General features: G+C 38.7%; 21 protein-coding genes. 8 read left to right on the top strand and 13 right to left on the bottom strand.

Annotated features, from left to right (window positions below; translation table 11 throughout):
- Nucleotides 1-21 precede the first annotated feature (21 nt).
- From FW768_RS22760 to FW768_RS22745, 4 genes are all read right to left on the bottom strand, one after another.
- Nucleotides 22-2,526, bottom strand: coding sequence for a beta-mannosidase (locus FW768_RS22760; RefSeq protein WP_153399522.1), 2,505 nt, complete (start codon nt 2,524-2,526; stop codon nt 22-24).
- Between the two features lie 67 nt (nt 2,527-2,593).
- Nucleotides 2,594-3,256: a copper homeostasis protein CutC gene (locus tag FW768_RS22755; RefSeq protein ID WP_153399520.1), complete on the bottom strand. Its 663-nt coding sequence runs from the start codon at nt 3,254-3,256 to the stop codon at nt 2,594-2,596.
- 14 nt (nt 3,257-3,270) lie between these two features.
- Nucleotides 3,271-3,831 (bottom strand): hypothetical protein, encoded by a 561-nt coding sequence (locus FW768_RS22750; protein WP_153399518.1) that lies wholly within the window; start codon nt 3,829-3,831, stop codon nt 3,271-3,273.
- 107 nt (nt 3,832-3,938) lie between these two features.
- A complete protein-coding gene (locus FW768_RS22745) occupies nt 3,939-4,934 on the bottom strand; it encodes an isoaspartyl peptidase/L-asparaginase family protein (protein ID WP_153399516.1) in 996 nt (331 codons plus the stop codon).
- Nucleotides 4,935-5,047: 113 nt separating this feature from the next.
- On the opposite strand from FW768_RS22745, the gene FW768_RS22740 reads away from it, so the two are divergent.
- The 4 genes from FW768_RS22740 (at nt 5,048) to FW768_RS22725 (ending at nt 8,813) form a co-directional block, all read left to right on the top strand.
- Nucleotides 5,048-5,653 carry a Crp/Fnr family transcriptional regulator gene (locus FW768_RS22740; protein WP_185152033.1) on the top strand — a complete coding sequence of 202 codons (606 nt, stop codon included), beginning with the start codon at nt 5,048-5,050 and terminating at the stop codon, nt 5,651-5,653.
- 301 nt (nt 5,654-5,954) lie between these two features.
- Nucleotides 5,955-6,248, top strand: a complete 294-nt coding sequence (locus FW768_RS22735; RefSeq protein WP_231128779.1) for a DUF3302 domain-containing protein — start codon at nt 5,955-5,957, stop codon at nt 6,246-6,248.
- A gap of 5 nt (nt 6,249-6,253) precedes the next feature.
- Nucleotides 6,254-7,411 carry an HlyD family secretion protein gene (locus FW768_RS22730; RefSeq protein ID WP_153399512.1) on the top strand — a complete coding sequence of 386 codons (1,158 nt, stop codon included), beginning with the start codon at nt 6,254-6,256 and terminating at the stop codon, nt 7,409-7,411.
- A 1-nt stretch (nt 7,412) separates the two neighbouring features.
- A complete protein-coding gene (locus tag FW768_RS22725) occupies nt 7,413-8,813 on the top strand; it encodes a TolC family protein (RefSeq protein WP_153399510.1) in 1,401 nt (466 codons plus the stop codon).
- Nucleotides 8,814-8,876: 63 nt separating this feature from the next.
- On the opposite strand, the gene FW768_RS22720 is transcribed toward FW768_RS22725, so the two are convergent.
- The 6 genes from FW768_RS22720 to FW768_RS22695 form a co-directional block, all read right to left on the bottom strand.
- Nucleotides 8,877-9,365: a YeeE/YedE family protein gene (locus tag FW768_RS22720; protein WP_153399508.1), complete on the bottom strand. Its 489-nt coding sequence runs from the start codon at nt 9,363-9,365 to the stop codon at nt 8,877-8,879.
- A gap of 18 nt (nt 9,366-9,383) precedes the next feature.
- Nucleotides 9,384-9,947, bottom strand: a complete 564-nt coding sequence (locus tag FW768_RS22715) for a YeeE/YedE family protein (RefSeq protein WP_153399506.1) — start codon at nt 9,945-9,947, stop codon at nt 9,384-9,386.
- 19 nt (nt 9,948-9,966) lie between these two features.
- The gene (locus FW768_RS22710; RefSeq protein ID WP_153399504.1) at nt 9,967-11,382 is read right to left on the bottom strand and encodes an MBL fold metallo-hydrolase; all 1,416 of its coding nucleotides are present in this window, start codon (nt 11,380-11,382) and stop codon (nt 9,967-9,969) included.
- 75 nt (nt 11,383-11,457) lie between these two features.
- Complete coding sequence (locus FW768_RS22705; RefSeq protein WP_153399502.1) at nt 11,458-12,243, bottom strand: sulfite exporter TauE/SafE family protein; 786 nt, start codon at nt 12,241-12,243, stop codon at nt 11,458-11,460.
- Nucleotides 12,244-12,448: 205 nt separating this feature from the next.
- Nucleotides 12,449-13,075, bottom strand: coding sequence for a Crp/Fnr family transcriptional regulator (locus FW768_RS22700; RefSeq protein WP_153399501.1), 627 nt, complete (start codon nt 13,073-13,075; stop codon nt 12,449-12,451).
- A gap of 18 nt (nt 13,076-13,093) precedes the next feature.
- Nucleotides 13,094-15,358 carry a glycoside hydrolase family 20 protein gene (locus FW768_RS22695; protein WP_153399499.1) on the bottom strand — a complete coding sequence of 755 codons (2,265 nt, stop codon included), beginning with the start codon at nt 15,356-15,358 and terminating at the stop codon, nt 13,094-13,096.
- A 100-nt stretch (nt 15,359-15,458) separates the two neighbouring features.
- Here FW768_RS22695 and FW768_RS22690 point away from each other — a divergent pair, with 100 nt between their 5' ends.
- Nucleotides 15,459-16,268 (top strand): DUF4197 domain-containing protein, encoded by an 810-nt coding sequence (locus FW768_RS22690; protein WP_153399498.1) that lies wholly within the window; start codon nt 15,459-15,461, stop codon nt 16,266-16,268.
- 389 nt (nt 16,269-16,657) lie between these two features.
- Nucleotides 16,658-17,227 (top strand): 3'-5' exonuclease, encoded by a 570-nt coding sequence (locus FW768_RS22685; protein WP_153399496.1) that lies wholly within the window; start codon nt 16,658-16,660, stop codon nt 17,225-17,227.
- 155 nt (nt 17,228-17,382) lie between these two features.
- On the opposite strand, the gene FW768_RS22680 is transcribed toward FW768_RS22685, so the two are convergent.
- Nucleotides 17,383-18,036 carry a CoA transferase subunit B gene (locus FW768_RS22680; protein WP_153399494.1) on the bottom strand — a complete coding sequence of 218 codons (654 nt, stop codon included), beginning with the start codon at nt 18,034-18,036 and terminating at the stop codon, nt 17,383-17,385.
- 121 nt (nt 18,037-18,157) lie between these two features.
- On the opposite strand from FW768_RS22680, the gene FW768_RS22675 reads away from it, so the two are divergent.
- A complete protein-coding gene (locus FW768_RS22675) occupies nt 18,158-19,960 on the top strand; it encodes an ABC transporter ATP-binding protein (RefSeq protein ID WP_153399492.1) in 1,803 nt (600 codons plus the stop codon).
- 60 nt (nt 19,961-20,020) lie between these two features.
- Here the strand turns inward: FW768_RS22675 and FW768_RS22670 are convergent, their stop codons facing one another.
- Nucleotides 20,021-20,722 carry a CoA transferase subunit A gene (locus FW768_RS22670; protein WP_153399490.1) on the bottom strand — a complete coding sequence of 234 codons (702 nt, stop codon included), beginning with the start codon at nt 20,720-20,722 and terminating at the stop codon, nt 20,021-20,023.
- Between the two features lie 378 nt (nt 20,723-21,100).
- Here FW768_RS22670 and FW768_RS22665 point away from each other — a divergent pair, with 378 nt between their 5' ends.
- Nucleotides 21,101-22,624 (top strand): toxin-antitoxin system YwqK family antitoxin, encoded by a 1,524-nt coding sequence (locus FW768_RS22665; protein WP_153399488.1) that lies wholly within the window; start codon nt 21,101-21,103, stop codon nt 22,622-22,624.
- Between the two features lie 102 nt (nt 22,625-22,726).
- Here the strand turns inward: FW768_RS22665 and FW768_RS22660 are convergent, their stop codons facing one another.
- Nucleotides 22,727-25,465, bottom strand: a complete 2,739-nt coding sequence (locus tag FW768_RS22660; RefSeq protein WP_153399486.1) for a fibronectin type III domain-containing protein — start codon at nt 25,463-25,465, stop codon at nt 22,727-22,729.
- Nucleotides 25,466-25,478: the final 13 nt, after the last annotated feature.

Genomic DNA, 25,478 nt, shown 5'->3' with positions numbered 1-25,478 from the left:
TAATTATTTACCACTTAAATTCTATTCTCTCAATGCATCCCAAAGACTCATCATATCAACTTTATCCAATGGTTTTGAAAGGGTGATTTTTTTTGAAGTATTGGGCAGCAGATCGAAGAAGTTATCACTGAAATGAGTGTCTCCCATCAGGTAAACATCTTTGGCAAGAACGTCTGTAGAAATTTCAATTTCTGTTGGGGAAATCTGTTTAACCTGAAGATTAGGTTTTGTAAGTTTCATTTCGTTGGGTTTGGAAAAGAAATGAATATTCTGTGCAATCGTTTTCCCATTTCCGTCTTTTAATGTCAATTGTAAAAATGTTTTATTTTTATCGATTTCAGGAATCAGGTTTTCAATTTCAACCGGATCGAATTTAATGATACTTTCCAGTACTTTTCCATCCGGAGCGGAGTTGATATCCGCTAAAATTTTTCCATCAAAATTTACAGCTCTGATTTCAATATTAACATCATCAAATCGATCCAAACCGTCATTAACTGCATAAAAATTTAAAATTCCGTCTTTTTCTTCTGTCAAAATTACTTGTTGCTCAAAACTTCGTTTCATCTGATAATGAAGAGCTTTCCAGTTTCCAAGATAATCTATGGAAGACCATGAAACGACAGGCCAGCAGTCGTTCAGCTGCCAGTATAAAGTTCCCATATTGTAAGGTTTTGCCCGGCGGTGGGCTTCTATGGCAATCTTCATTCCGCGGGCCTGCAACAACTGGGAAATATAATTGTATTTCACAAAGTCTTCGGAAATTTTATAATCCCGTTTCATATATCCGTTGATGATTTCCCATCCTCTGGAATGTTTTTCATGGGCTTTAACGACAGGATTTTGCAGTTTTAAGTCAGAAGTTCCTGAAAACATGGATTTTACCGCTTCTAAAGATGGCATTCCCTGAAACCCGTATTCTGACATAAAGCGTCCTACTTTATCATTATAGATTTCAAAAGGCTGTTCACCCCACCATACACCCCAATAATGGGAATCCCCTTCTGTAAGGCTTTCTTTGTGACCCCATCCTATTGACGGAGAGCTCGGCCAGTATATATTTCTGTCTGGGGTAAGGTTTTCTTTCAGGGTATTGGGAATTACTTCATGGAAAAGTTTTCTGTAATCTTTCCATACCTGCAGTGAATCATTTTTTGAATATTTAAACTGTTTCTGATAGCCCCAGTTGACAATGGCTTCATCAATTTCGTTATTACCACACCATAAAGCTACTGACGGATAGTTCTGCAATCTGCGGGCCTGATCTTTCACTTCTTCTTTTACATTCTTCAGGAAATGATCATCAGCCGGATAAAAACTTCCTGCAAACATGAAATCCTGCCAGACCAGAATTCCATTTTCATCACAGGCTTTATAGAATTCATCATCTTCATAAATTCCACCACCCCAGATGCGGATCATATTCATGTTGGCATCTTTGGTATCTTTGATGAGCTTGCGGTATTTTTCTTTGGTGATCCTTGGTGAAAAGCTGTCTCCAGGAATCCAGTTGGTTCCTTTTGCATATAAAGGTTTTCCGTTCACTTTAAAATAAAATGATTTTCCTTTTCCATCCTTTTCCTGAACCAATTCTACCGTTCTGAGACCATATCTTACATCGCTGTCTTTTATAATCCACCCTCCCTTATATTTATACAGTGTAATTTTCGTTCTTATTAAATTGGGTTTTCCCCATCCGTTGGGCTGCCACAACTTTGGTTTTTTAATGGTGTAGGGAACAGCAATGGTATTCAATCCTTTTTTAAGGTTAAAGCGGTGTATTCCTTTGTTGATATTAATTCCTACATAATATTCCCCTTCTTCTTCAGCAAAGATTTCCATATTAAAAGAAATTTTAGCCAGTGAATCCGTTACTGTATGCTGCTGAACCTGGATATTATTTACTTTGGCGCGGCTCCAGAATTCCAGTTTTACGTCTTTCCAGATTCCGGCGGTTACCAGTCTTGGGCCCCAGTCCCATCCAAACTGATATTGTGCTTTTCTTACAAAACTTCTCGGAGACTCAGGCATGGTGAACGGAACTTTTTCAGCAAGCTTTTTTCCTTCTTTAACGGATGATTTGAATTTAACTTTCAGTTCATTATCGCCTTCTTTTAAAAATTCTTTCACCGGAATTACCCACTTCCTGAACATATTATCTGTTTTTGTCAGCAGTTTTCCGTTCAGATAGATCTCTGAAAACGTATCCAGTCCGTTGAATACAAGATCGATGTGCTGTTTTGTCAATTCTTTTTGAGAAATACTGAACCGGGTCTGGTATTCCCAGTCTTCGTTTTCTATCCACTGTACTTTTTTTTCATTTTCATCTTTGAAAGGATCGGGAATGATGTTGCTATCCATCAGATCAAGATGAACAGTACCCGGAACTTTTGCAGCTAGCCACTTCTTTTCTTTTACATTTTTAAACTGCCATTTCTCAGAAGACAGGCTGCGTTCTGAAAACTGTGCAGAAGCAATGTTCTGAAGGAAGAGAAATATAAAAAGAAAAAAAGTAGTTTTATTCATCGGTAAGTTTGTTTACGATTCTGTGGATTCCGTATTTGATCTTCTCAAGTAGGCCCTATCGCTAAGATTATTTATTTTTCAATGCAATAACTTCATCAGGATTGGCCATGGAACCTCCATCTGTAATCGCTGAAGAATGGAAATAACCGGCTTTTGTAAAGTCTCTGATTTCTTCAATATTAATGGAACGAAGTCCGCCGCCGACAAGGATTTCTATTCTTCCATCGGAAAGCTCAACCAGCTTTTTCAGGTTTTCCATTCCTTCTGAAACATTAGGCTTCTGCCCTGAAGTCAGAATGGTTTTAAAACCACAGCTTATCACTTTTTCCAGAGATTCTTCCAGACTCTTCGCTCTGTCGAAGGCACGGTGAAAAGTACACGGAAGCGGTTCTGCCAATTCAACCAATGTCTTATTTTGTTCAATATTTACTTCATCATTTTCATCCAGAATCCCGAATACAAAACCGTCTACATTTAAAGATTTTAGTTGCAGCAAGTCTGTTTTCATCTGTTCAAATTCAACTTCTGAATAGGTAAAATCTCCTCCTCTTGGGCGAATCATCACAAAAACAGGAATGTCAATCTCTGTTCTGAGCTCTTTTGTTATTTCAAAATCCGGAGTTGTTCCTCCCTCGCTTAATCCGTCACATAATTCTATTCTGTCTGCTCCGTTTTCAAAAGCAATGATTGCTGATTCGGGATTGAAACATGCTATTTCTATTTTTGACATTTTATTTTTTTGATTTAATTTGAGTGATCTTCAAGAACGTCTGCAATCAGGAATTTGCCATCTTCTTTTACAACCTTGACCTGACTGGGATATTTTGCTTTAAATCCATCATCATTTAAAACGACATTGAACAGGTATGAATCTTTTGAAGAAGACTTCAGTTCACAGCTTCCAACCTCAACATTGATCCAGTCCTGTCCGGAAATAAGAAACCCGGAACCAACTCCTGCTTTCTTAGTATCAAATTTAGTTTTCCATTTATCCTGAAATTCCTTTTCCGTAAGACTTCCGTCAACATCCATATCCACATTCATGGCATCGGTTTTATACTCGTAATAATCTTTGGTCGTTATTTTCTGCATCGCTTTATCCATGCTGCCAAGATCAGTTTTAAAATAGGCTATGATATTTTCTTTCAGCCACTTTTGTGCTGCCTGAGATTCATCTTCGGTATTTTCTGCTGCTACATTTTCTTTTACCTCTACTTTTTGTGGTTCATCCTTCGCCATAGGTTCTTTCTTCTCTTCTTTACAGGCTATTACTAAAAATAAGGATGCGATAATCGTTCTTTTCATGTGTTCTTGATCATTAAAATTTTAAACGGGATTTAGTCCGTTTCTATTGAATATATTATTCCGGATACTGGTTCCGCTGATTTAAAAAAGACTAACCTTTAATTCTTTTATTTCAAGGCAAATTCCGGTTTTTCAAGGCGGTTTCCTTTCTGATCGTAAACAGCAAAGTTAAACCCGTCCTGAATGCAGTAAGAACCATATTCTCCTTTTTTATTTAAGGCAATAAAGCCTACCTGAATATCTTTAAGATTTTTATTTCTTCTCTGATTGATCTTTACAATTCTTTCCACAGCTTCTTTACAGGCCTGTTGAGGGTTCCGGCCCTGTCTCATCAGTTCTACAACCAGGTGAGTTCCTACTGTCCTGATTACTTCTTCTCCATGCCCCGTCGCAGTAGCAGCTCCCACTTCATTGTCTACAAACAATCCGGCACCTATAATGGGTGAATCTCCTACTCTTCCGTGCATTTTGAAGGCCATTCCACTGGTGGTACATGCTCCTGACAGATTTCCCTGTGCATCCAGGGCGATCATTCCTATGGTATCGTGATTTTCAATATTGGCAACGGGCTTATACTGGCTTGTTTTCAGCCATTCTTTCCATTCTTTTTCTGAATCCGGAGTGAGAAGGTTTTCTTTTTTAAAGCCTTGTGATAAAGCAAACTGTAATGCGCCATCTCCTACCAGCATAACGTGTGGTGTTTTCTCCATTACGGCTCTGGCAACAGAAATCGGATTTTTGATGTATTCCAAAGCGGCAACTGAGCCAATATTATAGTTTTCATCCATGATACAGGCATCCAGCGTTACCCTTCCATCTCTGTCCGGACGTCCGCCATAACCAACACTTCTTTCTTTGGGATCTAACTCTACAAGGCGAACTCCTTTTTCAACGGCATCCAGTGCTTTTCCTCCCCTTCCAAGTATGGTCCAGGCTTCTTCATTGGCTTTCAGTCCGAAATTCCAGGTGGACAGGACTATTGGCTTATTTAAGGGTTTATTATTTTCAGGTAATTCGCCAGCCATTAAATCTAACGGGTTTACCGCAAGTGCTGCTGTTGCTATTCCCAGTTTTTTGATAAAGCTTCTTCGGTTATTGCTCATGGTATCTAAGAATTATATAATACCTCACAAATATCTTAAAAAAACTTCAATGAAATCTGTAAAATAGGCTAACTAAATTTTCATATTATTTTTTATTTATCTTTACTCCTGTAATGGACACCTTTAAAACTTTCAGGAGTATTGCTTTCTTTCAGGAATTATCTGATGAAGAAATTAATGTTCTGGTAAGTATCAGTACTCCCCGGCTTCTTCGTAAGAAAGAAAAGCTTGCAGAACCAGGCAGATCTTTCGATCAGCTGTTTATACTTTCCAATGGACTATTAAGGTTTTTCTTTGATGATGAAAATGGGGTTGAGAGTAATTTATTCTTACCTTCGGAGAGAGAAGCTGCCATTATGGAAAGCCCGGAATCCTATTCTGATGAACATGAAAGAAAATATACGATAGAAGCTGTTATTGAAACCCAAATTTTCATGTTTAATAAAAATGAATTTGAAGAAAAGGCATTTCAGTACAGAGGTATTTACAATATGTATCTGAAGTCTCTGAAGCAAATCATCAGCATCTTAAAAGTACGCACAGAACAGTTTTGTTCTACCTCTCCGCATTCCCGTTATGAAGAATTTCTGGAATCGCGTCCTTTTACTTCCCAGAATGCCAGCAGAAAGTACATTGCTAACTTTCTCGGAATTACTCCCAACTCTCTTTCACGCATGACCGCCCGGATTCATAAAAAAAGAAACGAAAGAAAAAAATAACTTAGGAATACTTTTTCCCGTTTTATTCAGCCTAATTTTGCTTACTCAAAATACTATTACCCAAACAATTAAAAGCAAAATGAGAAAAACATCACCTAAAAACAAAATATTATTGAATAATCTTTAGTCTTTCAAAGATTTAGAGTAACCAGCCGAATATTCATTAACGGATTGGCTGCAACGCCTTGTTTTACAATTTAATTTCATTATTACCTTATATCATTATTATTTTATGAAAAGAATATCCTTACTTCTCTGCCTGTTATTTTCATGCAATTTTGTTCATGCATCAACAGGTCATATGGAAGACACTATAGCTGATGCCGCTTCATGGCTCATTTTACTGATTTTACCCCTTGCTGGTATTTACCTTTTCTGGAAAGCTCATATTTATCCGGAAAAAGTGGCTGAGAAAAAGAATCATCCTCAGTTAAAAGCAATTAAAAGCATGTGCCTTCTTTCACTGATTTTCGGAGGTCTGCTGTGGCCCGCTGCTTTAATCTGGGCCAATTATGAATACGGGAATCAGAATACCCCGGAAGAAGACAGTGCTATTACCGAAGAAGAAGAAAAATTAGAAATAACAGAAAATTAACACTCATGCTTGAATTACTCATCGCCATATATGCCGGAATCTGCTGGCTGCTTATTAAAAAATTAAAACTTATTCCCTGGACATTCACAACTCAGGTTGTTGTTTATTCCCTTCCTATTTTTGGCTCTATTGCTTTAATATTAAGCCTCAATTATTTTTGTCCCATTACCTCAGATGTAAAGGTAGGAAACCGAAGTGTGGACATAACCACTCAGGTTCTGGGAAAGGTAAAGAAGGTGTATGTAACCACCAATCAGGAAGTAAAAAAAGGAGATACTTTATTTGTACTGGACAGGGAACCTTACGTACAGGAAATCAAATCTCTGGAGGCAAAACTCAGCAATATGAAAGCCACGGTAAGCTCTTATAATACAGATATTTCTGCATCCAGAAAAAACATTGCAGGACTTCAGTATCAGCTGGATCTGGCGAATAAGAGAGTGGCTCAGTATCAGGAATTGGTACAGGCCGGAGCAGCCAACAAATTTGATCTGGAACAGGCCATTACCAATGTACGTGATCTTCAATCACGTATCAGTGCAGCCCAATCACAACAGCAATCTCTGGAAACGAAATCCAATGCATCTTATAACGGTGAAAATTCATCGGTTTCGGAAATCCAGGCTAAACTGGACCAGGCTAAATGGAATCTTTCCCAAACGGTTGTTTTAGCTCCTACAGACGGGGTTATTCCCAATGTTCAGCTTAATGAAGGTGCTATCATGGCTCCTTTTAAATCAGCTTTTGTTTTAATTCAGAAGCAGCAGTCTGTTATTGGATTTTTTGCGCAAAACGAACTTGAAACGGTAAAAAAGGGGGATGAAGTTGAACTAGCCCTTAAAACAGAACCGGGTAAGGTGGTTAAAGCCAGACTTGAGTATGTAATTGATGCAACAAGCCAGGGGATTATGAACAATGCCGGAGGAATGCTTGGAGGAAACGGCTCTACCGCAGGGCTTCCTGATACTGCGAGACAATTACCGGAGACCGATGGAAAACTTATCGCAAAATTTGTACTGGAAGATGACCAGAAGCAGCTTACCGTTGGAGCCAGAGGAACTGCAGTGATTTATTCCGATCATATCAAACCGTTACATCTTATCCGAAAAGTAATGGTCCGTGTGAACAGTAAAATCAACTTCCTGATCCCAAAACTTCATTAATATGTATAGAAAGTTAATTATACTTGGGATCCTTTCTGTAGGTTTAACATCCTGCATAGGCTACAAAGAGCCTACCAAAGAAAATATAAACCAGCTTAAGGAAAACAGTGAAATCGCTGCTCATGTAACTATTCCCGATGACTGGATCTTCGACAGGGAGACTAATTCCAGGTCACTATCTTATGGATGGATTACAGATCTTAAAACGCCTCAGCTGGAAATACTGATTAAGGAAGGAATGCTGTACAATGCAGATCTTATTATTGCCAGAGAAAAGCTTAACCAGATTGAACTGGCTATGGAAATTGCGGGAAGCAATCTTTATCCGAGCGTCAGTGCTGTTGCCAACACCTCTAATAATCTGGTGAGTGAAAGCCAGATCCGGCGTCTTGCTTTAAAAGCCAGCTGGGAAATAGATCTGTGGGGTAAAAATAAATCAGCTCAAATGGCCAGCATAAGTGATTATTTTTCTGTGAAACATCAGAATACTCTGTTACATCAGTCCATAGCTGCGATGATTGCTAAAGCCTATTACCTGAATATTGCAGGAAACATTCAGGAGGATAAAATAGAAAGTTATATTCAGCAGACAAAGGAGTTGGAAAAGCTCTATATGATCCAGAAAAAAGTAGGAACAGCCAATGCTCTGGATCTGTCTAATATTTCTGCGGAAATTATTTCCCTGGAGGGCTATCTGGAAAAGATCAGAAATGCCAATACCCAATCCAGAAGATCTCTTGAGCTTCTCACCGGAAGATATCCGGAAGGAAAACTGGCCACACAACATTCTTTTGAGCCTGTAGAAAATGATATCCCTGAATCTTTCCCACTGGAATTATTAGAAAACAGATCAGATATACAGGCTTATCATTTCCAGATAGAAAAAGCTTTTTATGAAGTCCAGCAGGCCAAAGCTGCCAGGCTTCCATCACTTACCATAAGTTCTTCTCTGGGAACAGCAGGCAGCAATGTAGAAGCTATCAACTCTATATTTTCCAATCCGCTGCTCCGGGTAGGCGGAGGACTTGTTTCTCCTTTGTTCAACGGCGGAAAACTGAAAAAGAATGTGGAAATAAAGAATTCCCGGCAGAAACAGGTTGTTGAAGAATATTCAAAGGCTGTTCTGAACGCATTGAACGAAGTGGAATCTTCATTAGCTAATTTACAGTCTGTTGAAAAGCAGATGAGTTATAACCGCAAAGCCATTGATGAACTGAAAAATAATATTAATCTCACCCGAAAGCAGATTAAAGTGGGAACCAATAACAGTTTTGTACTGATCAGAAAACAGAGGGATCTTCTTAAAAATGAAATGAACCTCATCAATCTGGAACTTCAGGACAAAATGGAACGGATTAATCTTTATATGGCTTTAGGAGCAAAAAACTTCATTTATTCATAATTTTATACATCAAAAAAGACTGTCGAAGATCATCGGCAGTCTTTTTTGATTAAACCCTTATCACTAATGGGGTAACTTATCTCTGAAATATCCATAAACCCATGTTCCGGCAATGGCACTCAATAAAGTAACGCTTACAGCCAATGCTCCCGTTCCGATCTGGGCAAAAAGAGGTCCCGGACAGGCTCCTGTAATAGCCCATCCAAAGCCAAAAATAATTCCACCGTAGATCTGCCCTTTACTGAACTTTTTGGATGCTATTGTAATGGGTTCACCATAAATCGTTTTAATTTTAAACTTTTTGATCAGCCAAACGGAAATTATTCCCACTAAAACCGCACTACCAATGATTCCGTACATGTGGAACGACTGCAGGCGGAACATTTCCTGTATTCTGAACCAGCTGATCACTTCGGCTTTTACGAAGATAATTCCGAAAATAATTCCGGCAGCGAGATATTTAAGATGATAATACCATTTGTGGTCAAGATTGGTCTCATTGGTGCAAACGGCATCCTGATGACGGATATCCTGTTCTTTTTCTTTTATCATGAGTACTATCTGTTTAAATTATAATGAAAGAATAAAAGGTAATATCAAGTTAGCCATTAAAAACCCACCAATCATAAAGCATATGGTTGCCACCAATGACGGCCATTGCAGATTTGAAAGTCCCATAATCGCATGACCACTTGTGCAGCCTCCTGCATATCTGGTTCCAAACCCCACAAGAAATCCGCCGATGACCATCATGATAAATCCTCTCAGGGTAAAAAGACTTTCAAAATTCATCAGCTGACCGGGAACGAGATTGCTATAATCTGTAATTCCATAGCCTGCCAGCTCAGTTTTCAGTTCCGGATTTACGGTAATTTCTCCAGGATTGAGAAGAAATTGAGAAGCGATCAGTCCTCCGAAGAAAATTCCGAGCACAAAAAACAGGTTCCAGGCTTCTTTTTTCCAATCATACTTAAAGAAGTTGATTCCGGCAGGAACACAGGCGGCACAAATATGTCTCAGTGATGAACTGATCCCGAAAGATTTATTTCCGAGGATAAGAAGAGCGGGAACGGTAAGCCCAATCAAAGGTCCTGCTATATACCAGGGCCAAGGTTCTTTTATAATCTCCAACATAAATATTTTATTTTTAATCTTATTGGTTTAAAATTTTAGACGGGCATACGAAATTACTTTTCGGAATACCGGTTTCTGCAATAGCATTGAATCCTCCTTCAATATCGGTAAAATTTCTGTATCCCCTTACCTGAAGAATTCCGGCTGCGATCATACTTCTATACCCTCCGGCGCAGTGCAGATAAAAATGTTCTTCGGGATCTATTTCACCAATCCATTCATTGATATAGGCCAGAGGTCTGCTATATGCCCCTTCGATATGTTCTGCATCGTATTCACTTTCCTTTCTTACATCGATGATCTTAGTATATTTTCCTTTTATTTCTTTCTCAAACTGTTCTGCTGTGATACGGTTGACAGCGTCTATTTCTCTTCCGCTGTTTTTCCAGGCGTTAAAACTTCCTTTCAGAAAACCCAGGACATTATCAAAACCAACACGACTGAGTCTGGTAACCGATTCTTCTTCGTTTTCTTCATCTGCAACCAGCAGTATTGGCTGGCTTACATCTGCAATCAGTGCTCCTGCCCATGGTGCAAAATCACCGTCAAGACCTATATTTATGGATTGCGGTATAAAACCTTTGGCAAATTTTCTGTTATTTCTTACATCTACAATTAAGGCACCGGACGCTTCCGCTATTTCTTCAAACTGTTGTGGTGATAAGGCATGCAGACTTTTAGACAATACCTCATCAAAGCTGCTGTACCCTTTTTTATTCATCACTACATTCATTCCGAAGTAAGCAGGTGGTGGCAGCAATCCATCAAGAACTTCTCTGATGAATGATTCTTTATCCGGCTGATTCAGAGCATAATTCGTTTTTTTCTGATTCTCCAGAGTATCTGCCGTTTCTTTCTGCATATTTTTACCACATGCTGAGCCTGAACCGTGTGCCGGATATACCATAATATCTCCGTTTAAAGGAAGAATCTTCTGATATAAACTGTCATACAGCAATCCTGCCAGCTCTTCCGGGGTCATATCGGCAGCTTTCTGGGCCAGATCCGGACGCCCTACATCTCCCAAAAATAAGGTATCTCCGCTAAATAACGCTTTTTCTTTTCCTCCTTCATCAATCAGCAGATAAGAAGCACTTTCCAGAGTATGTCCCGGGGTATACAATACTTTTATTCTGATTTTCCCGATTTCAAATACTTGTCCGTCTTCAGCAATGACCGCCTCAAATTCCGGTTCTGCAGAAGTCCCATAGACGATAGGAGCTCCGGTTTCTCTGCTCAGGTCTATATGTCCGCTTACAAAATCTGCATGAAAATGGGTTTCAAAAATATATTTCAGTTTTACGCCATCTTTTTTCAACTTTTCCAGATAGGGTTTTGTTTCACGTAACGGATCAATAATAGCCGCTTCACCTTCTGATACAATATAATAAGCTCCTTGTGCCAGACATCCTGTATAAATCTGTTCTATTTTCATATTTCTTTGTTTTTTAATCATTCAAATTTCCGGCTTTCCGGTTTCCTGTACAGCTACTTTTGTTACATAAGAAACTTAAAAGAAGATTTCTTTAAAAATAATATACACTCCCATCACCATAATAAACCATCCGAATGCAGGTTTCAGTTTTTTACCATCAATCTTCCCGGAGAAATAAGAACCGATGATGATTCCTATAACGGCAATTCCTGCAATAGAAATTAAAAATTTCCATTCGATTACGGTATTACCTACTGATGAGGAAAATCCTATTAACGAATTCAGAGAAATAATGACTAAAGAGGTTCCTACTGCCGTTTTCATCGGTATTTTTAACAGTCCTACCAAAGCAGGAATAATCATAAACCCGCCACCGGCTCCTACCAGGCCTGTTAAGACCCCGATAAGAGACCCTTCTCCTGCTGCCAGAAAAATATTTTCTTTTATAACAGCTGTATTTTCATTTTTATTTTTTCTGATCATTTTATAAGAGGCAACGATCATCAGAACGGCAAAAATGAGTAATAAAAAAGTGTTTCTTGTTAAAGCAAAATCTCCTGCTCTTAAAACCTCCACCGGAATCAAAGGCACAATATAAATCCTGGTAAGAAAAATGGAGATAATGGAAGGAATTCCAAAAACCACTGCTGTTTTAAGATCAACCTGCCCATTCTTAAGATAAGCCAGAGATCCAGCGGCACTGCTTATTCCTACGATAAAAAGTGAATATTCTGCTGCCAGAAAAGCATCCAATCCAAAAAGGTAAACCAGAACCGGAACCGTGAGAATACTGCCTCCCCCACCTATTAACCCCAGAGAAATTCCTATTAAAACTGCTGACGTGTAGCCTATAATTTCCATTTCAATCAATAATTACGGGGCAAAAGTGGAATTATTTTGCGAGGAGTACAGCTACTTTTGTTACATAACGGATTTAATTAACCACAAAAGTTTTAAATCTGCTCAATCTGCCTGATTCGCCAGAGAAAACAGCAAAAAATCTGTGAAATTCGTGTCTATCTTTGGAAAACTTCAAGGTAAAAATTTGAGAGGGAAAGTCTTATTTTTATGAAAGAAGAATAATTTTATTTCTGCCAAGCTTTACTCTACCTGCGTCTTCCAGCTGTTTGAGGAGCCTTGAGACGACTACCCTGGCGGTTCCCAGTTCATTGGCAAGCTGTTCATGGGTCGTGGTGATGGTTTGGGATTGGGTAAGTTCTGCTTTTTTATTCAACAGATCGAGCAGTCTTTCGTCTACTTTTTTAAAAGCAATGGCATTGATAATATCCAGCAGTTCTTCAAAACGTTTATGATAAAGCCTGAAAATATAATCCAGCCATTCCGGATGTTCTTTGATGAATAATGAAACTTTATCTACCGGCAGGAAAAGAATTTCGGAATCTTCTTCCACTTCTGCTTTTACAACACTTTTTTCATTATGCATTCCGCCGAGGAAAGACATGATACAGCTTTCTCCGGATTTGATATAGTACAGCAGGATCTCGCGCCCATCCTCTTCTGTTCTGATCACTTTCATCATTCCTTTCATCACGATTGGAATGGAACGGATAGAAGCATTCTCATCTAGAATAATATCCCCTTCATGATAATGTTTGGTGATACCGTTCTGATAAAGCTTTTCTACAAGCTCCGGTGAAGAGGAAAATTCGGACGAAAGTACAGACTCCTGCATTTTTTAGTGCTTTTACGGTTAATTTACGCCAATTTCGTCAACAAACAGCCAGGCTTTGGAATCGGCACCGGGATTTCCGGATGGAATGATTCCTGCGTTTTCTATTTTAACTTTGATGTATCTTGAATTCTGACTGCCGACTCCCAATTTAATTTTCCCTTTGGCTTTCTGAATTTCTTCTTTACCAATCTCTTTGATCGTTTTGAAATTCCGGTTATCATCGGAAACGAAAATCTGTGCGGAATTGGCCAGGTGGATCCAGCTTCCCTTGTTTTCTAAAGTATTGAAATAAACTTCTGAAAAGTTGGTTTTCTGTCCGAAATCAATTACTGCGGTAACATCTTTTCCCTGAAATCCAAGCCATGTTTTGCCCAACTGTCTGGTGTTTCCGATAATTCCGTCCACCAAAGTAAAGGCTCCTCCGAAAGAATAATTCTCACTTGGCTGCTGCTCAAGGGTTATATTTTTTCCCGTTGCTTTTGAGATGGTAAACTGCTGTGATGAAACTGCACTTTTCAGCTTGCCATCTTCAAAATAAGCTGATTTAATGGTTAAAGAACCCGGAATTGAAACAGGCCCCTGATAAGTTTTAGAATTTATCGACGGATCTGTTCCGTCTAAAGTATAGCGGATTCCGTCTGAGTTTTGTGAAGTCGACAGTTCGTAAGCAATACCATTACTAGAAGGAATTACTTTTCCTGAAAGGTTGTAGATGCTTCTGGCATAGTTCACTTTCATTTTATCCAGAACTTTAAACTGATCAATCACCCGGTTTTCAAATTCTTTATAGTTTTTTGGGTCCGATGTACCCCAACTAACCTCGGAAAGTGCCATCAGTCTTGGGAAAATCATATACTGCACCTGTCTGAAATCAGTAATATATTCAGTCCACAGATTAGCCTGTACTCCCATGATGTATTTGGCCTGTTCAGCATTCAGCTCAGAAGGAATGGGGTTGTAGGAATAGATCTTGTCCAGTGGGGTAAATCCGCCGAAAGCATTGGGTTCCGACTGTGGATCGCCCTGATAATGATCAAAATAGCAAAAGGCTCCTGGTGTCATTACCGCGAAATGTCCTGATTTTGCGGCTTCAATGCCTCCGTTTACGCCTGTCCAGCTCATTACGGCAGCATTTGGAGCCAGACCACCTTCTAAAATTTCATCCCAGCCAATGATTTTTCTTCCTTTACTGTTCACATATTTTTCAATTCTATGAATGAAATAGCTCTGAAGACCATGTTCGTCCTTTAAATTATTTTTCTTAATCAGTTCCTGGCAGTGGGCACATTCTTTCCATCTTGTTTTCGGGCATTCATCACCCCCGATGTGAATGTATTGTGACGGGAAAAGCTTCATCACTTCATCCAGAACATTCTCAAGAAACGTGAATGTCTCTTCTTTGGGACAGAAAACATCATCAAATACGCCCCATTTCGTAGCCGGTTCAAAAGGGCCTTTGGTACACGCTAATTCTGGATATGCAGTAAGGGCGGCAAGAGCGTGTCCCGGCATTTCAATTTCCGGAACTACGGTGATATGTCTTTGCTGTGCATATTTCACAACGTCTTTAATCTGTTCCTGAGTATAGAAAAACGGCCCGTATGGTTTTCCGTCAAATGTATTATCTACATAAGCCCCGATCATGGATTCTTTACGTTTTGACCCTAATTGGGTAAGCTTCGGATATTTTTTAATCTCAATTCTCCAGCCCTGATCATCCGTTAGATGCCAGTGAAAAGTATTCAGCTTGTACATTGCCAGATAGTCAATGTATTGCTTTACCTCATCTACCGTAAAAAAGTGACGGCAGACATCCAGGTGCATTCCACGCCATGAAAACTTTGGCTGATCTTCAATTTTTAAAACAGGAATTTTCCTGTCAGCCTGGTGATCTTCAAATAATTGAATTAAAGTCTGAAGTGCCAGAAAATATCCTTGTCGGGAGTAAGAATTTACGTGAATCTGTTTTGGAGAAATTTCTATAGAGTAATATTCTTTTTTCTTTTCGACATCTGTTACAGAAACCGGAGGAATGATGGAGTTCGTCAGATGCGTCCCACTACCCTTTTGAGCGTATTGAAACTTCATCATAGAACCCAAACGTTTTTTGAAATATTCCGTTTCTTCTTTGGGCAGGTCACCGCTTAATAATAAAGTCTCAGGAATAATAAACTCTCCTTTTAAAACTTCAATTTTCTGGGGATAAGGAATTAGGTTCAATTTATTTTGAGCTAAAATTACGTTTGAAAGTACTACAAAAAATAATAAAAGATTTCGTACCATTGGATGTGGATAAGGTTTTCGCTAAGATAATTATTTTCCAAATCTTCAGCTGCATTTAACTTATCAAAAAATAAAAGATCTAAATTTGTAAAAAAATACAATGAGAAAAAGCATTTTGCTGGCGGCCGGTTTATTATTTTCTATTTCTGCGCAGGCACAACTCTTCGATATTATTAAATCTACAGTAAAAGATAAAACAGGTGTGGATCTTGAAAATCCGTCGAAAACAAAAAATTCCACAACAACAACTCCAGTGGCTACTACTCCCACCAAAAACTCATCTGTGAATCTGGGGAGTCTTACTTCTACACAGATTTCATCAGGGTTAAAAGAGGCTTTAAGCATGGGGGTTACCGATGGTGTAAAGAAGCTGGCTCTTACTGATGGTTTCTTAAAGAATGAAGCGGTGAAGATTTTAATGCCTGAGAAATTAAGAAAAATAGACAATACTTTACGTTCTATAGGAATGGGAAGTCTGGCTGATGAAGGCGTAAAACTTTTAAACAGGGCCGCTGAAGATGCCGTAACAGAAGCTGCTCCAATTTTCACTAAAGCAATCACTTCTATGACGATTACTGATGCAAAAAATATTTTGTTAGGCAGTGATAACGCAGCGACTAATTATCTTCAGAGTAAAACCCAAAGCCAGTTGTTCACAGCTTTTCAGCCTAAGGTAAAAGCGTCCCTCGGGAAAGTAGGCGCTGATACGGTATGGAAAAACCTGATCTCCAAGTACAATACATTTACAGGGCAGTCGGTAACGACTGATCTTAATGAGTATGTGACTACAGAAACGATTAATGGGGTTTTCAAAATGGTAGCTGATAAAGAAAGCGGTATCAGAAATACTCCGGCGATGAGAACTACAAGCATTTTGCAGAAAGTTTTCGGAGCACAAGATCAGAAATAAGAAACAAATACAGATCAAAAAAAACCTTGTCGATGGACAAGGTTTTTGTTTTTACCGGAATCAGTTGCGGATATTTCTTATTCTCGCTGATCGAGCAGATGACGCTGATTTTCTAATTTTATTTAAACCATTAAGATCAATTCTATAGTTAAAAGTTTCCCACAGATCTCTCGAATTCCACAGATCTTTTTGGTTATTCTTTTCAACTCTAAATTTCAAACGATTAGATGCGCTAATAGATTGCGTAGTAAGAATATATCTTTGAAAAAAGATCTGTAAAAACTTAATATGAATGTTTTTAATAACAACATAGAAAACAATATTGAGAATTTTAAAATTGTTGATCAAATTAGTAGCAAGCAAACTTAAAAACCCCTAAAAACTATAGTATGAAATTTTCAAGTGATTTAGTGATTTATGATTTAGAAGGAAGTTGCAAAACTTTTGGAAGAAATGAAATAAATGAAACTAATATAATAGAAATAGGGGCTGTAAAATTAGATAGGAAAACTTTTGAAATAAAAAGCGAATTCTCAATTTTAATAAAACCAAAAAATTTTCCAATTCTACCTGAAATCACGGACATTACAAACATTACAAATGAAATGGTTGAAAATGAAAAGTATTTTGATGAAGCAATTCTCCTGTTTCTAGATTGGTATGGAGAAAAAAATAAATCAACTTTAGCTGGTTGGGGATTGTATTACGACTTGCCTCTTTTGAGGAAAGAATTTACGGAATTTGGATTTGATTATAATAAATATTTTGTTGGTGGAGGTTTTGACATCAGAGCACTGGGTGTTTACTGGCTGGCGAAAAAAAACATCTCTACCTCTGGAATTTCATTAGAAAGAGTGTTAGAAAAAATGAATGTAAAAGAAGATTTTAAGTTTCACAGGGCATTAGACGATGCAAAAGCAACAGCATTAATATTACAACACATTCTTAATGAAAAATAATTGTTATAAAGTTCCTGTTACTGCTTTGTAAAGAGAAATTCACTTTTTACATTGTAATTTCTTTTAATGGTAAATACCGGAACATAAAAAAGCAGCAGGAAAAAATCCTTGCTGCTTTATATTGATATTAAATTATTGATCGTTTCTCAGAACCTCTAAAACTGCATTTCAGGAATTTCACCTTCAATAATCAGATCTGCTTCTGTGGAATTGATGATATGTTCTACCGAAACTCCCGGTGCTCTTTCTACCAGTTTGAAACCTGCAGGGGTAACATCCAGAACCGCCAGTTCCGTCACTACTCTTTTCACGCAGTTCACTCCGGTAAGCGGAAGGGTACATTTTTTAAGGATTTTGCTTTCTCCTGCTTTGTTCACATGCATCATAGCTACGATGATATTTTCAGCGGAAGCTACCAGATCCATAGCACCTCCCATTCCTTTTACCATTTTTCCAGGGATTTTCCAGTTGGCAATATCCCCGTTTTCAGAAACCTCCATCGCCCCAAGAATGGTCAAGTCCACTTTCTGGCCTCTGATCATCCCGAAACTGAATGCAGAATCGAAGAATGAACCTCCCTCTAAAATAGTGATGGTTTGTTTTCCGGCATTGATGATATCGGCATCTTCTTCACCTTCGAAAGGGAAAGGCCCCATCCCGAGAACTCCGTTTTCACTCTGGAATTCTACGGAAATACCTTCCGGAACATAGTTGGCAACCAAAGTAGGAATTCCTATTCCCAGGTTTACATAATAGCGATCTTTCAGTTCTTTTGAAATTCTTTTGGCAATTTGTTCTTTTGTAAGCATAGTAAAAACTTAGACTGCAATTTAATTATTTTCAGCTGAATACAAAAGGACTTTATTCCACTTAAAAATTAACACTGTTAGTAAAAATAATATCTTTAATTTTGTACCTTTATTTAATCGAATGAAAATACTTTTAAGATACCTTAAACCTTACCAATGGCTGATTATCATTTCTTTGCTGTTGGCAACCATCAATCAGGTTTTTTCTTTATTTGCTCCCGCTATTACAGGGAATATTCTGGACAGGCTGGTCACCCATCCCAATTTCTTTGATAAGGAAAAGCTTTTACCTCGAAACCTGAACGAATATTTATACGGAACCAGCGTTTATCACGGGGCTTTCTATTTTTTAGGATTACTGATTGGAACGGCTATGATAAGCAGAATTGCCAAGGCTTTCCAGGATTATGTGGTAAGTGTGATTACCCAAAAGTTTGGGGCTAAAATCTTCACAGACGGCTTAAAACATTCCATGGCGTTGCCGTATCAGGAATTTGAAGATCAGAGAAGCGGTGAAACGCTGTCTATTTTAACGAAAGTAAGAGAAGATTCTGTAAAATTCATCACTAATTTTATTAATATTTTCTTTGGAATTTTAGTGAGCATTATTTTCGTTTCGGTATATGCGATCCGTCTGCACTGGTCTATTATGCCGGTCTACATCTGCGGAATTTTCCTGATTGCTTTTATTACCAATTTATTAAGCAAAAGAATAAAGGTTATTCAGAAGAATATTGTTTCGGAAACGACTTCTTTGGCCGGAAGTACCACAGAAAGCCTTAGAAATATAGAAATTGTAAAAAGCTTAGGATTAACTAACCAGGAAGTTATCCGTTTGAATAACAATACGTACAAGATTCTTGGGCTTGAGCTGAGAAAGGTGAAAAGCATCCGTTCTTTAAGTTTTATTCAGGGAACGATGGTTAATTTCCTTCAGCAGATGATCACTCTGACTTTACTGCTTTTAATTTTCAAAAATATTGTAACTCCAGGCCAGTATCTGTCGTTGATGTTTTATGGTTTTTTCATTTTCGGACCGATGCAGGAAATTGGGAATATCATTATTTCTTATCGTGAAGCGGAAGCCTCTCTTCAGAATTTTGACCGTTTAATGAAAAAGGATGTGGAAGAAAAGCCACTTCATCCGAAACAGATCGGAGCTATTGAGGAACTGGAATTCAGGCATGTTTCATTCAAGCATCAGTCTGCCCAGTATAAAGCTTTAAATAATATTTCTTTTGATGTTAAAAATGGTGAAACCATTGCTTTTGTAGGGCCGAGCGGTTCCGGGAAAAGTACGATGGTAAAATTGCTGGTTGGGCTTTACAGGCCTCAGGAAGGAAATATTTTTTATAATTCAATTAACGGAAAGGAATTTGATTTTGATGAACTCAGAAACCAGATTGGTTTTGTAACCCAGGATACCCAGCTTTTTGCGGGAACCATTAAGGAAAACCTTCTTTTTGTTAATCCTAAGGCTACGGAATCAGAACTGGCAGCTGCTCTGGAGAAATCAAGCTGTACTGCATTATTGGAAAGAGCAGAAAAAGGTATTGAAACAGTAATCGGAGAAGGCGGACTGAAGCTTAGTGGCGGCGAAAAACAAAGAATTGCCATTGCAAGGGCCCTTTTAAGGAAACCTCATCTGTTAATCTTTGATGAAGCGACTTCCGCTTTGGACAGTATCACAGAGGAAGAGATTACATCTACTATTAAAAACATATCAAAAGAAAGGGAACAGATTACCGTTCTTATCGCCCACCGTTTAAGTACGATCATGCATGCAGACAAAATTTATGTGCTTGAGCGCGGCCAGGTGATTGAAACCGGATCCCACGATAATCTGATTGTCGAAAAAGGCTTGTACTACGCTATGTGGCGACAACAGATCGGGGAACGAAAAATGATAGCCCCACAACCATAAATAAAGCGCTGAATGTAGGTTCAGCGCTTTGTTTTTTTTATAATCAGGTAGGGTCAGAAATTACTCTTTACTTCTCACCGTTCTCTGTTCAATTCTTTTTTCAAATTTTTCACCCTGGAAAATTCTCTGGATCATAATTCCCGGAATATGTATCTCGTTCGGATCCAGTTCTCCCGGAGCTACCAGTTCTTCCACTTCAGCAATGGTAATTTTTGCTGCTCCGGCCATCGGGTGGTTGAAGTTTCTGGCTGAACCTTTGAAGATAAGGTTTCCGGCATGATCACCTTTCCATGCTTTTACGATAGAAAAATCTGCTTTATAGGCATGTTCAAGGATGTGAGGTTTTCCGTTGAATTCTTTTACTTCTTTTCCTTCTGCTACTTCTGTTCCATAGCCTGCAGGGGTATAGAAAGCGGGAATTCCTGCCTGTGCCGCTCTGCATTTTTCGGCTAAAGTTCCCTGTGGAGTAAGTTCTACCTCCAATTCACCTGAAAGCATCTGTCTTTCAAATTCTGCATTTTCCCCTACATAAGAAGAGATCATTTTTTTAATCTGTCTTTTGTGAAGAAGTAAACCAAGCCCGAAATCATCTACTCCGGCATTATTCGAAATACAGGTAAGATCTTTCACATCGCTTTCTACCAAAGCATTAATTGAGTTTTCAGGGATACCGCAAAGACCAAATCCGCCCAGCATCAGGGTCATTCCATCCTTAATTCCTTCGATGGCCTCTTTCGCATTTTGTACTCTTTTATCTATCATGAAATATTAGATTTTCTGTTGGCTAAATTTAATAAAATTTTCCCGGATATCCGGTGGCCGGAATTAGTCGGTTTTTCTTCTATTTTGAATCTAAAATTTAAAATAATAATATTCAATACGTTATATAACATAAATGAACAAATCTGTCCGTTCAACATCTATTTCTCATTAAATTGATTTATATTTGGGGCTTCAAACCCTAGAGTCATGATTTGTATTGTGATTTCAGGTATCATTTAACTCAACACAACTTCTATGTAAAAAGGTTATTCTGTAACAGTTAACAGCTGTTTTCATCTTGTATTTCAGCAGTATTTCCATACTGTTCAGAACCCAGCCTTATACACCATTCAAAATCATTTAAATTTTAATAAAAACATGAAAAAATTATTGACCTCGGCGCTGTTTGTATTTGTACTCGGCTTTAATGTATACGCCCAGGAAAAAACGTATTTTGATGAAAACTGGGAACAGACTAATCAGGAAAATATGGAGTTTTACCGTGAAACTCAATCCAAAGGCAAGCTCACTTTAATCAAAGATTTTTACAAAGACGGAAAGCTTCAGATGGAAGGCCTGGCTTCAAACACTACCCCGGGCAGTGAGGTTTTTGAAGGTAAGGTAACCTGGTATACTCCAGAGGGTAAAATTGCAAGCATGGGTACATTCTCCGGAGGAAAACAGGTAGGACCTGCCCAGACGTTTGATGAAAAAGGAAGACCTACTGAAGACCTTGTTTATAAGGCTGACGGAACTTTTAAAGGAAAAATATACAGCTACAAGGATCCGGAAAACTTTTCTTACTACAACAGTATTACGGTATACGAAAGTGCGGAAAACTTTAAAACGATTGTTTACGATGAAGACATTAAAGGAATTCGTTATGAGGTAACCACTGACAGCAGCGGAAAGTATGAAACCAAATATTACGGTGAAAAAGGAAAACACATCGGAACCAGCAATGCAGGAAGCTCCGCTGATAATGTCATGGTTGAGTACTATTATGATCCGATGAGGGTTTCCAAGATCGAGAAATATAAAAGTGATGGCACGGTAAAAGAAGGAATTATCTATTCTAAAAACGGAAAAATCCTTCAGGAGGAAAAGAAAAATAAGAAAGACGGTTATAAAACAACCTATGATGAAACCGGAAAGAAAATAGGCAACCTTGTGTACCAGTACAGTAAAGAATCTGATACGTATACCGCCTGGGAAGGTGAAGATTACCAGTTCAACTATGATCTTTCCCATATTTCCATGATTGATGTTTATAAAAATGGTTCTGTGGTTCTTAATAAGAATTTTGATGATAACGGGAAACTTTCGTCTGAAAAGATTTCTGTTGATGATTCTGTTCAGGAGATCAAGTATTATTATCCGGATGGAAGATTAAAAGGTAATGTAACCTACAAGGATGAAATGCCTTACAACGGAACCGTATATGAAGATTACAGCGAACATCATTATAAAGATGGGGTTGTAACACTGTCCAAAGCATTTAAAGAAGATGAAAGGTTAAAATCTGAGAAAAAGCTGAATGCCAAACAGACAGGATATGATTCTACCGTATATGATGAAAAAGGAGCTGTTATTTATACCTATACGCAGCCTTTGGAAGGAACAGACGGCTTTACAGGCCAGATTGTGCAGTATGTAAAAGGTAAACCCGGCAATAAGGCAACCGTGAAAGAAGGTGTTCTTCAGAGCGGAAAAGTGAAATACAGAACAGAATCCGGAATGAAAGAACTGGAACGCAGCGGAAAATGGATTTTACTGAAGGTTTACAATGCAGACGGAAAGCTGATTCAGGATACCAAAGTACTGGCAGGAGCAGAAGACCAGGATGCTTACAGCGCTCTTCAAACCAACCTCAATGAGGATGATTTGTTGAATGAGTTCTAAATCATATTTGAATTACCATCTGTAATTATTAAAGATAAATTTTGAAAAAAGCGGCCGTCTGTGGAGACGGCCGCTTTACTTTTATAAGGATTTACCTGAATTTTACTGTACAATAAGCTTTAGCGTAAATAATTTTCTGGTATGAACTTTTACAAAGTATACTCCTTTCGGAAGGTTTTCATTCACCAGAGAAAAACGCTGATTGTTTATATTTTTCGATTCATACAAGAGTTCTCCTGAAGCGGATACCAGTTCGATTTTCTCAATCGGGTAATCACTTTTGATGAAAGTAGGCTCTCCTGGTTTGGTTGGATTCGGGTATAGAACGACGTTCTTTTCGGTAGCCTTAGCTTCTTCTATTCCCAGTGTTGGTGAGGTTACCTGGAACTGTACTCTGTTGGAAACTTCGGTGTAGGAATCATTGGTGAACATCACCATATAGTAATTCCCCGGTGTGGCAGGAACCGCTGTTCCCTGAATTGATTTTGTTCCCTGAGTAATCCCGTCAAAATAGGTATACGAAACAAAGTTATCATCCGGGGTCTGGATATTCTGTGGATAGATTCCCAGCCAGTCTTTGATGATTCCCGGAGAATCTGTCCATGAAGCGGTAATATTCTCCCCTAATGTATAAACCGGTTTATTGATCCATAATTCTGTAACGATATCCCCTACTTTAAAGAACACTTTATCACCAATTCCGGTATATCCATCTTCAAGCAGATATTGGGCATAGTAATATCCTTTAGGAAGGCCTGTAAAATTCAGTGTTCCTGATGGTGTGGTTACGTAGCTCCATTTGATGGAAGTATTGGTTCCTGGGGTCTGCCCCATTTTGTAAATTCCGATCCAGTCTTTTACGAGGTTTGGTCCGTTACTGAAATTGATCACTACTGTTCCTCCTACCGGATAAGTGTCGGCAGTTGTCTGAAGCTGTACTTTCGGGCCTACATAAAAGTTCTTTCTCGGCGTGATTTCCGTGTACTCATTATTGGCAAAGAAACCTGCGAAATATTGTCCTTTATTTGGAAGGCCGTTGCTGAATAAAGCTGTTCCCGCCGTCTGGCCATTCGTATATACAAATCCCTGAGAAGTTGTTGTTGACGGAGTTTGTCCTTTTTTATAGATTCCCACCCAATCCTGCTGGTTTCCGGGACCTCCGGTATACGTTCCTGTAATCGGTTCGTTTTGTGTGTATTCTGTTTTATCTAAAGTAAATGTAGGATTCGATACTACACTTCCTGTGATCTCAAACTGCTTTACTTCACTCCAGTCACTCCACTCTAGATTCCTATCTCTGTAACGTACCTTTACATAATAGGTTCCGTTGGAAATGGAATTGGCAGGAAGGGTCACTTTGGTAATATCTACTCCGGCATTTAGGTTTTTTGTTTTATCCGGGGTTCCGTTCCCGTCTTTTCCAAACCAGTTTTCATAATCGCGGTACACTTCTTTTTCAATGACTGAAAAATCCGGTGCTTTACTGATAAGGAATTGTGTTGTATTCAGCTGTTCTCCGTTGTTTGAGACAAAAGCGCTTCCATCCAGTGTCAAAGGTAAAGTGACAGGACCTGAGAAAGTATTGGCAACGGACGGTTTTGCAGGCTGCGGCTGGTTTTTATAACGGTGGAAAGTATCCACCAGTTCATTGTATTTTCTGTTGTAAATTCCCCCGATTGAGTAGCATTCCACATCTACTTTTCCGGTTGGTATATCTACTTCTACGATCTGGTACGTCCAGTCTGTAAGGGTTTTCTGAACATCATCAAAGTCCTGTTCATTAGACATTCCCCAATACTGGTCCCATGCAGTTCCGCCGGAAATGATCTGGTAGTTCGGAGTGTTTTTCAACTGTCCTCTGTGGTATAAATGATGGTGGGCTCCCACATGCATCAGGTATTTTCCTGAAGTCGCCAGTAAAGGAACAGCATTGTTTCTTACCCAGGTTGAAATATCCCCAACATACTGTTCAGCCTGATAAGGTCTGTGGCTTAAAGAGATAATCCAGTCTACGGTAGGATCATTATTGGCTTCATTAAGAATCTGGGAAAGCCAGGTCTGCTGGGCTGTTCCGGTGTGTTCAGAACTTAAACTTACAAATAAAACGTTTCCGGCCTGTTGGGCATAATAGTTTTCGTTTCCGGAAGTGATATTTTTGTATTTGATTTCATCAATATAAAAATGGGCGTAATAAGAATTCATCCCAAGGGTTCCATATGTTTCGTGATTCCCCACAGTGGTCTGAATCGGAAGATAAGGTGATAATTTGGTGTTCTTTTTAAAGTGTACATTTTCATAATGATCCAGTGTTCCTACATCCACCTGATCACCTACCATGAACGTCAGTGCAATATTATCGGAAGGATCTGCATCTACCCCATATTTTTCTTTCAGCTTTTTGAATGCATTCAGCGTAAGACTGTCATATCTTGGCTCAGCTTTAATCTGGTTATCTCCCATGATCAGGAAGCGGATTTTTCCATTAGCCGTTACAGGCTGCCCCGGAAGCGGAAGTGTCCTGAAATTATACACCGCCGACTCACTGGTTCCGGTCTTTATTTTATAATAGTATTTTGTATTGGGCTGAAGACCGACAATCTTCGCGGTGTGATAATAGTAGTTATTATTATAGCCTGTATCTGAAAAAATGTTGGTTGTTCCGGTTACGGTAACATTCAGGGTAGTGGGAGAAGTTCCGTAGATTACTGTAGTTTCGTTATTGGAAGCTGTTTTCCAGTTCACGATCATTGAATTCGGCGTCGGATTCTGGAGGTACGGAAATAATACCTGCCCGAATGCCATCTGGACGGCAAAACAGAAAAAAAAGAAATAGTGTTTCATAGTGGTTTTGTTG

It is taken from the genome of Chryseobacterium vaccae, from assembly GCF_009602705.1.
Classification (GTDB): Bacteria; Bacteroidota; Bacteroidia; order Flavobacteriales; family Weeksellaceae; genus Chryseobacterium; species Chryseobacterium vaccae.
Note: the sequence above shows the minus strand (reverse complement) of the source record. Positions and strands in the feature narration are given on the sequence as shown.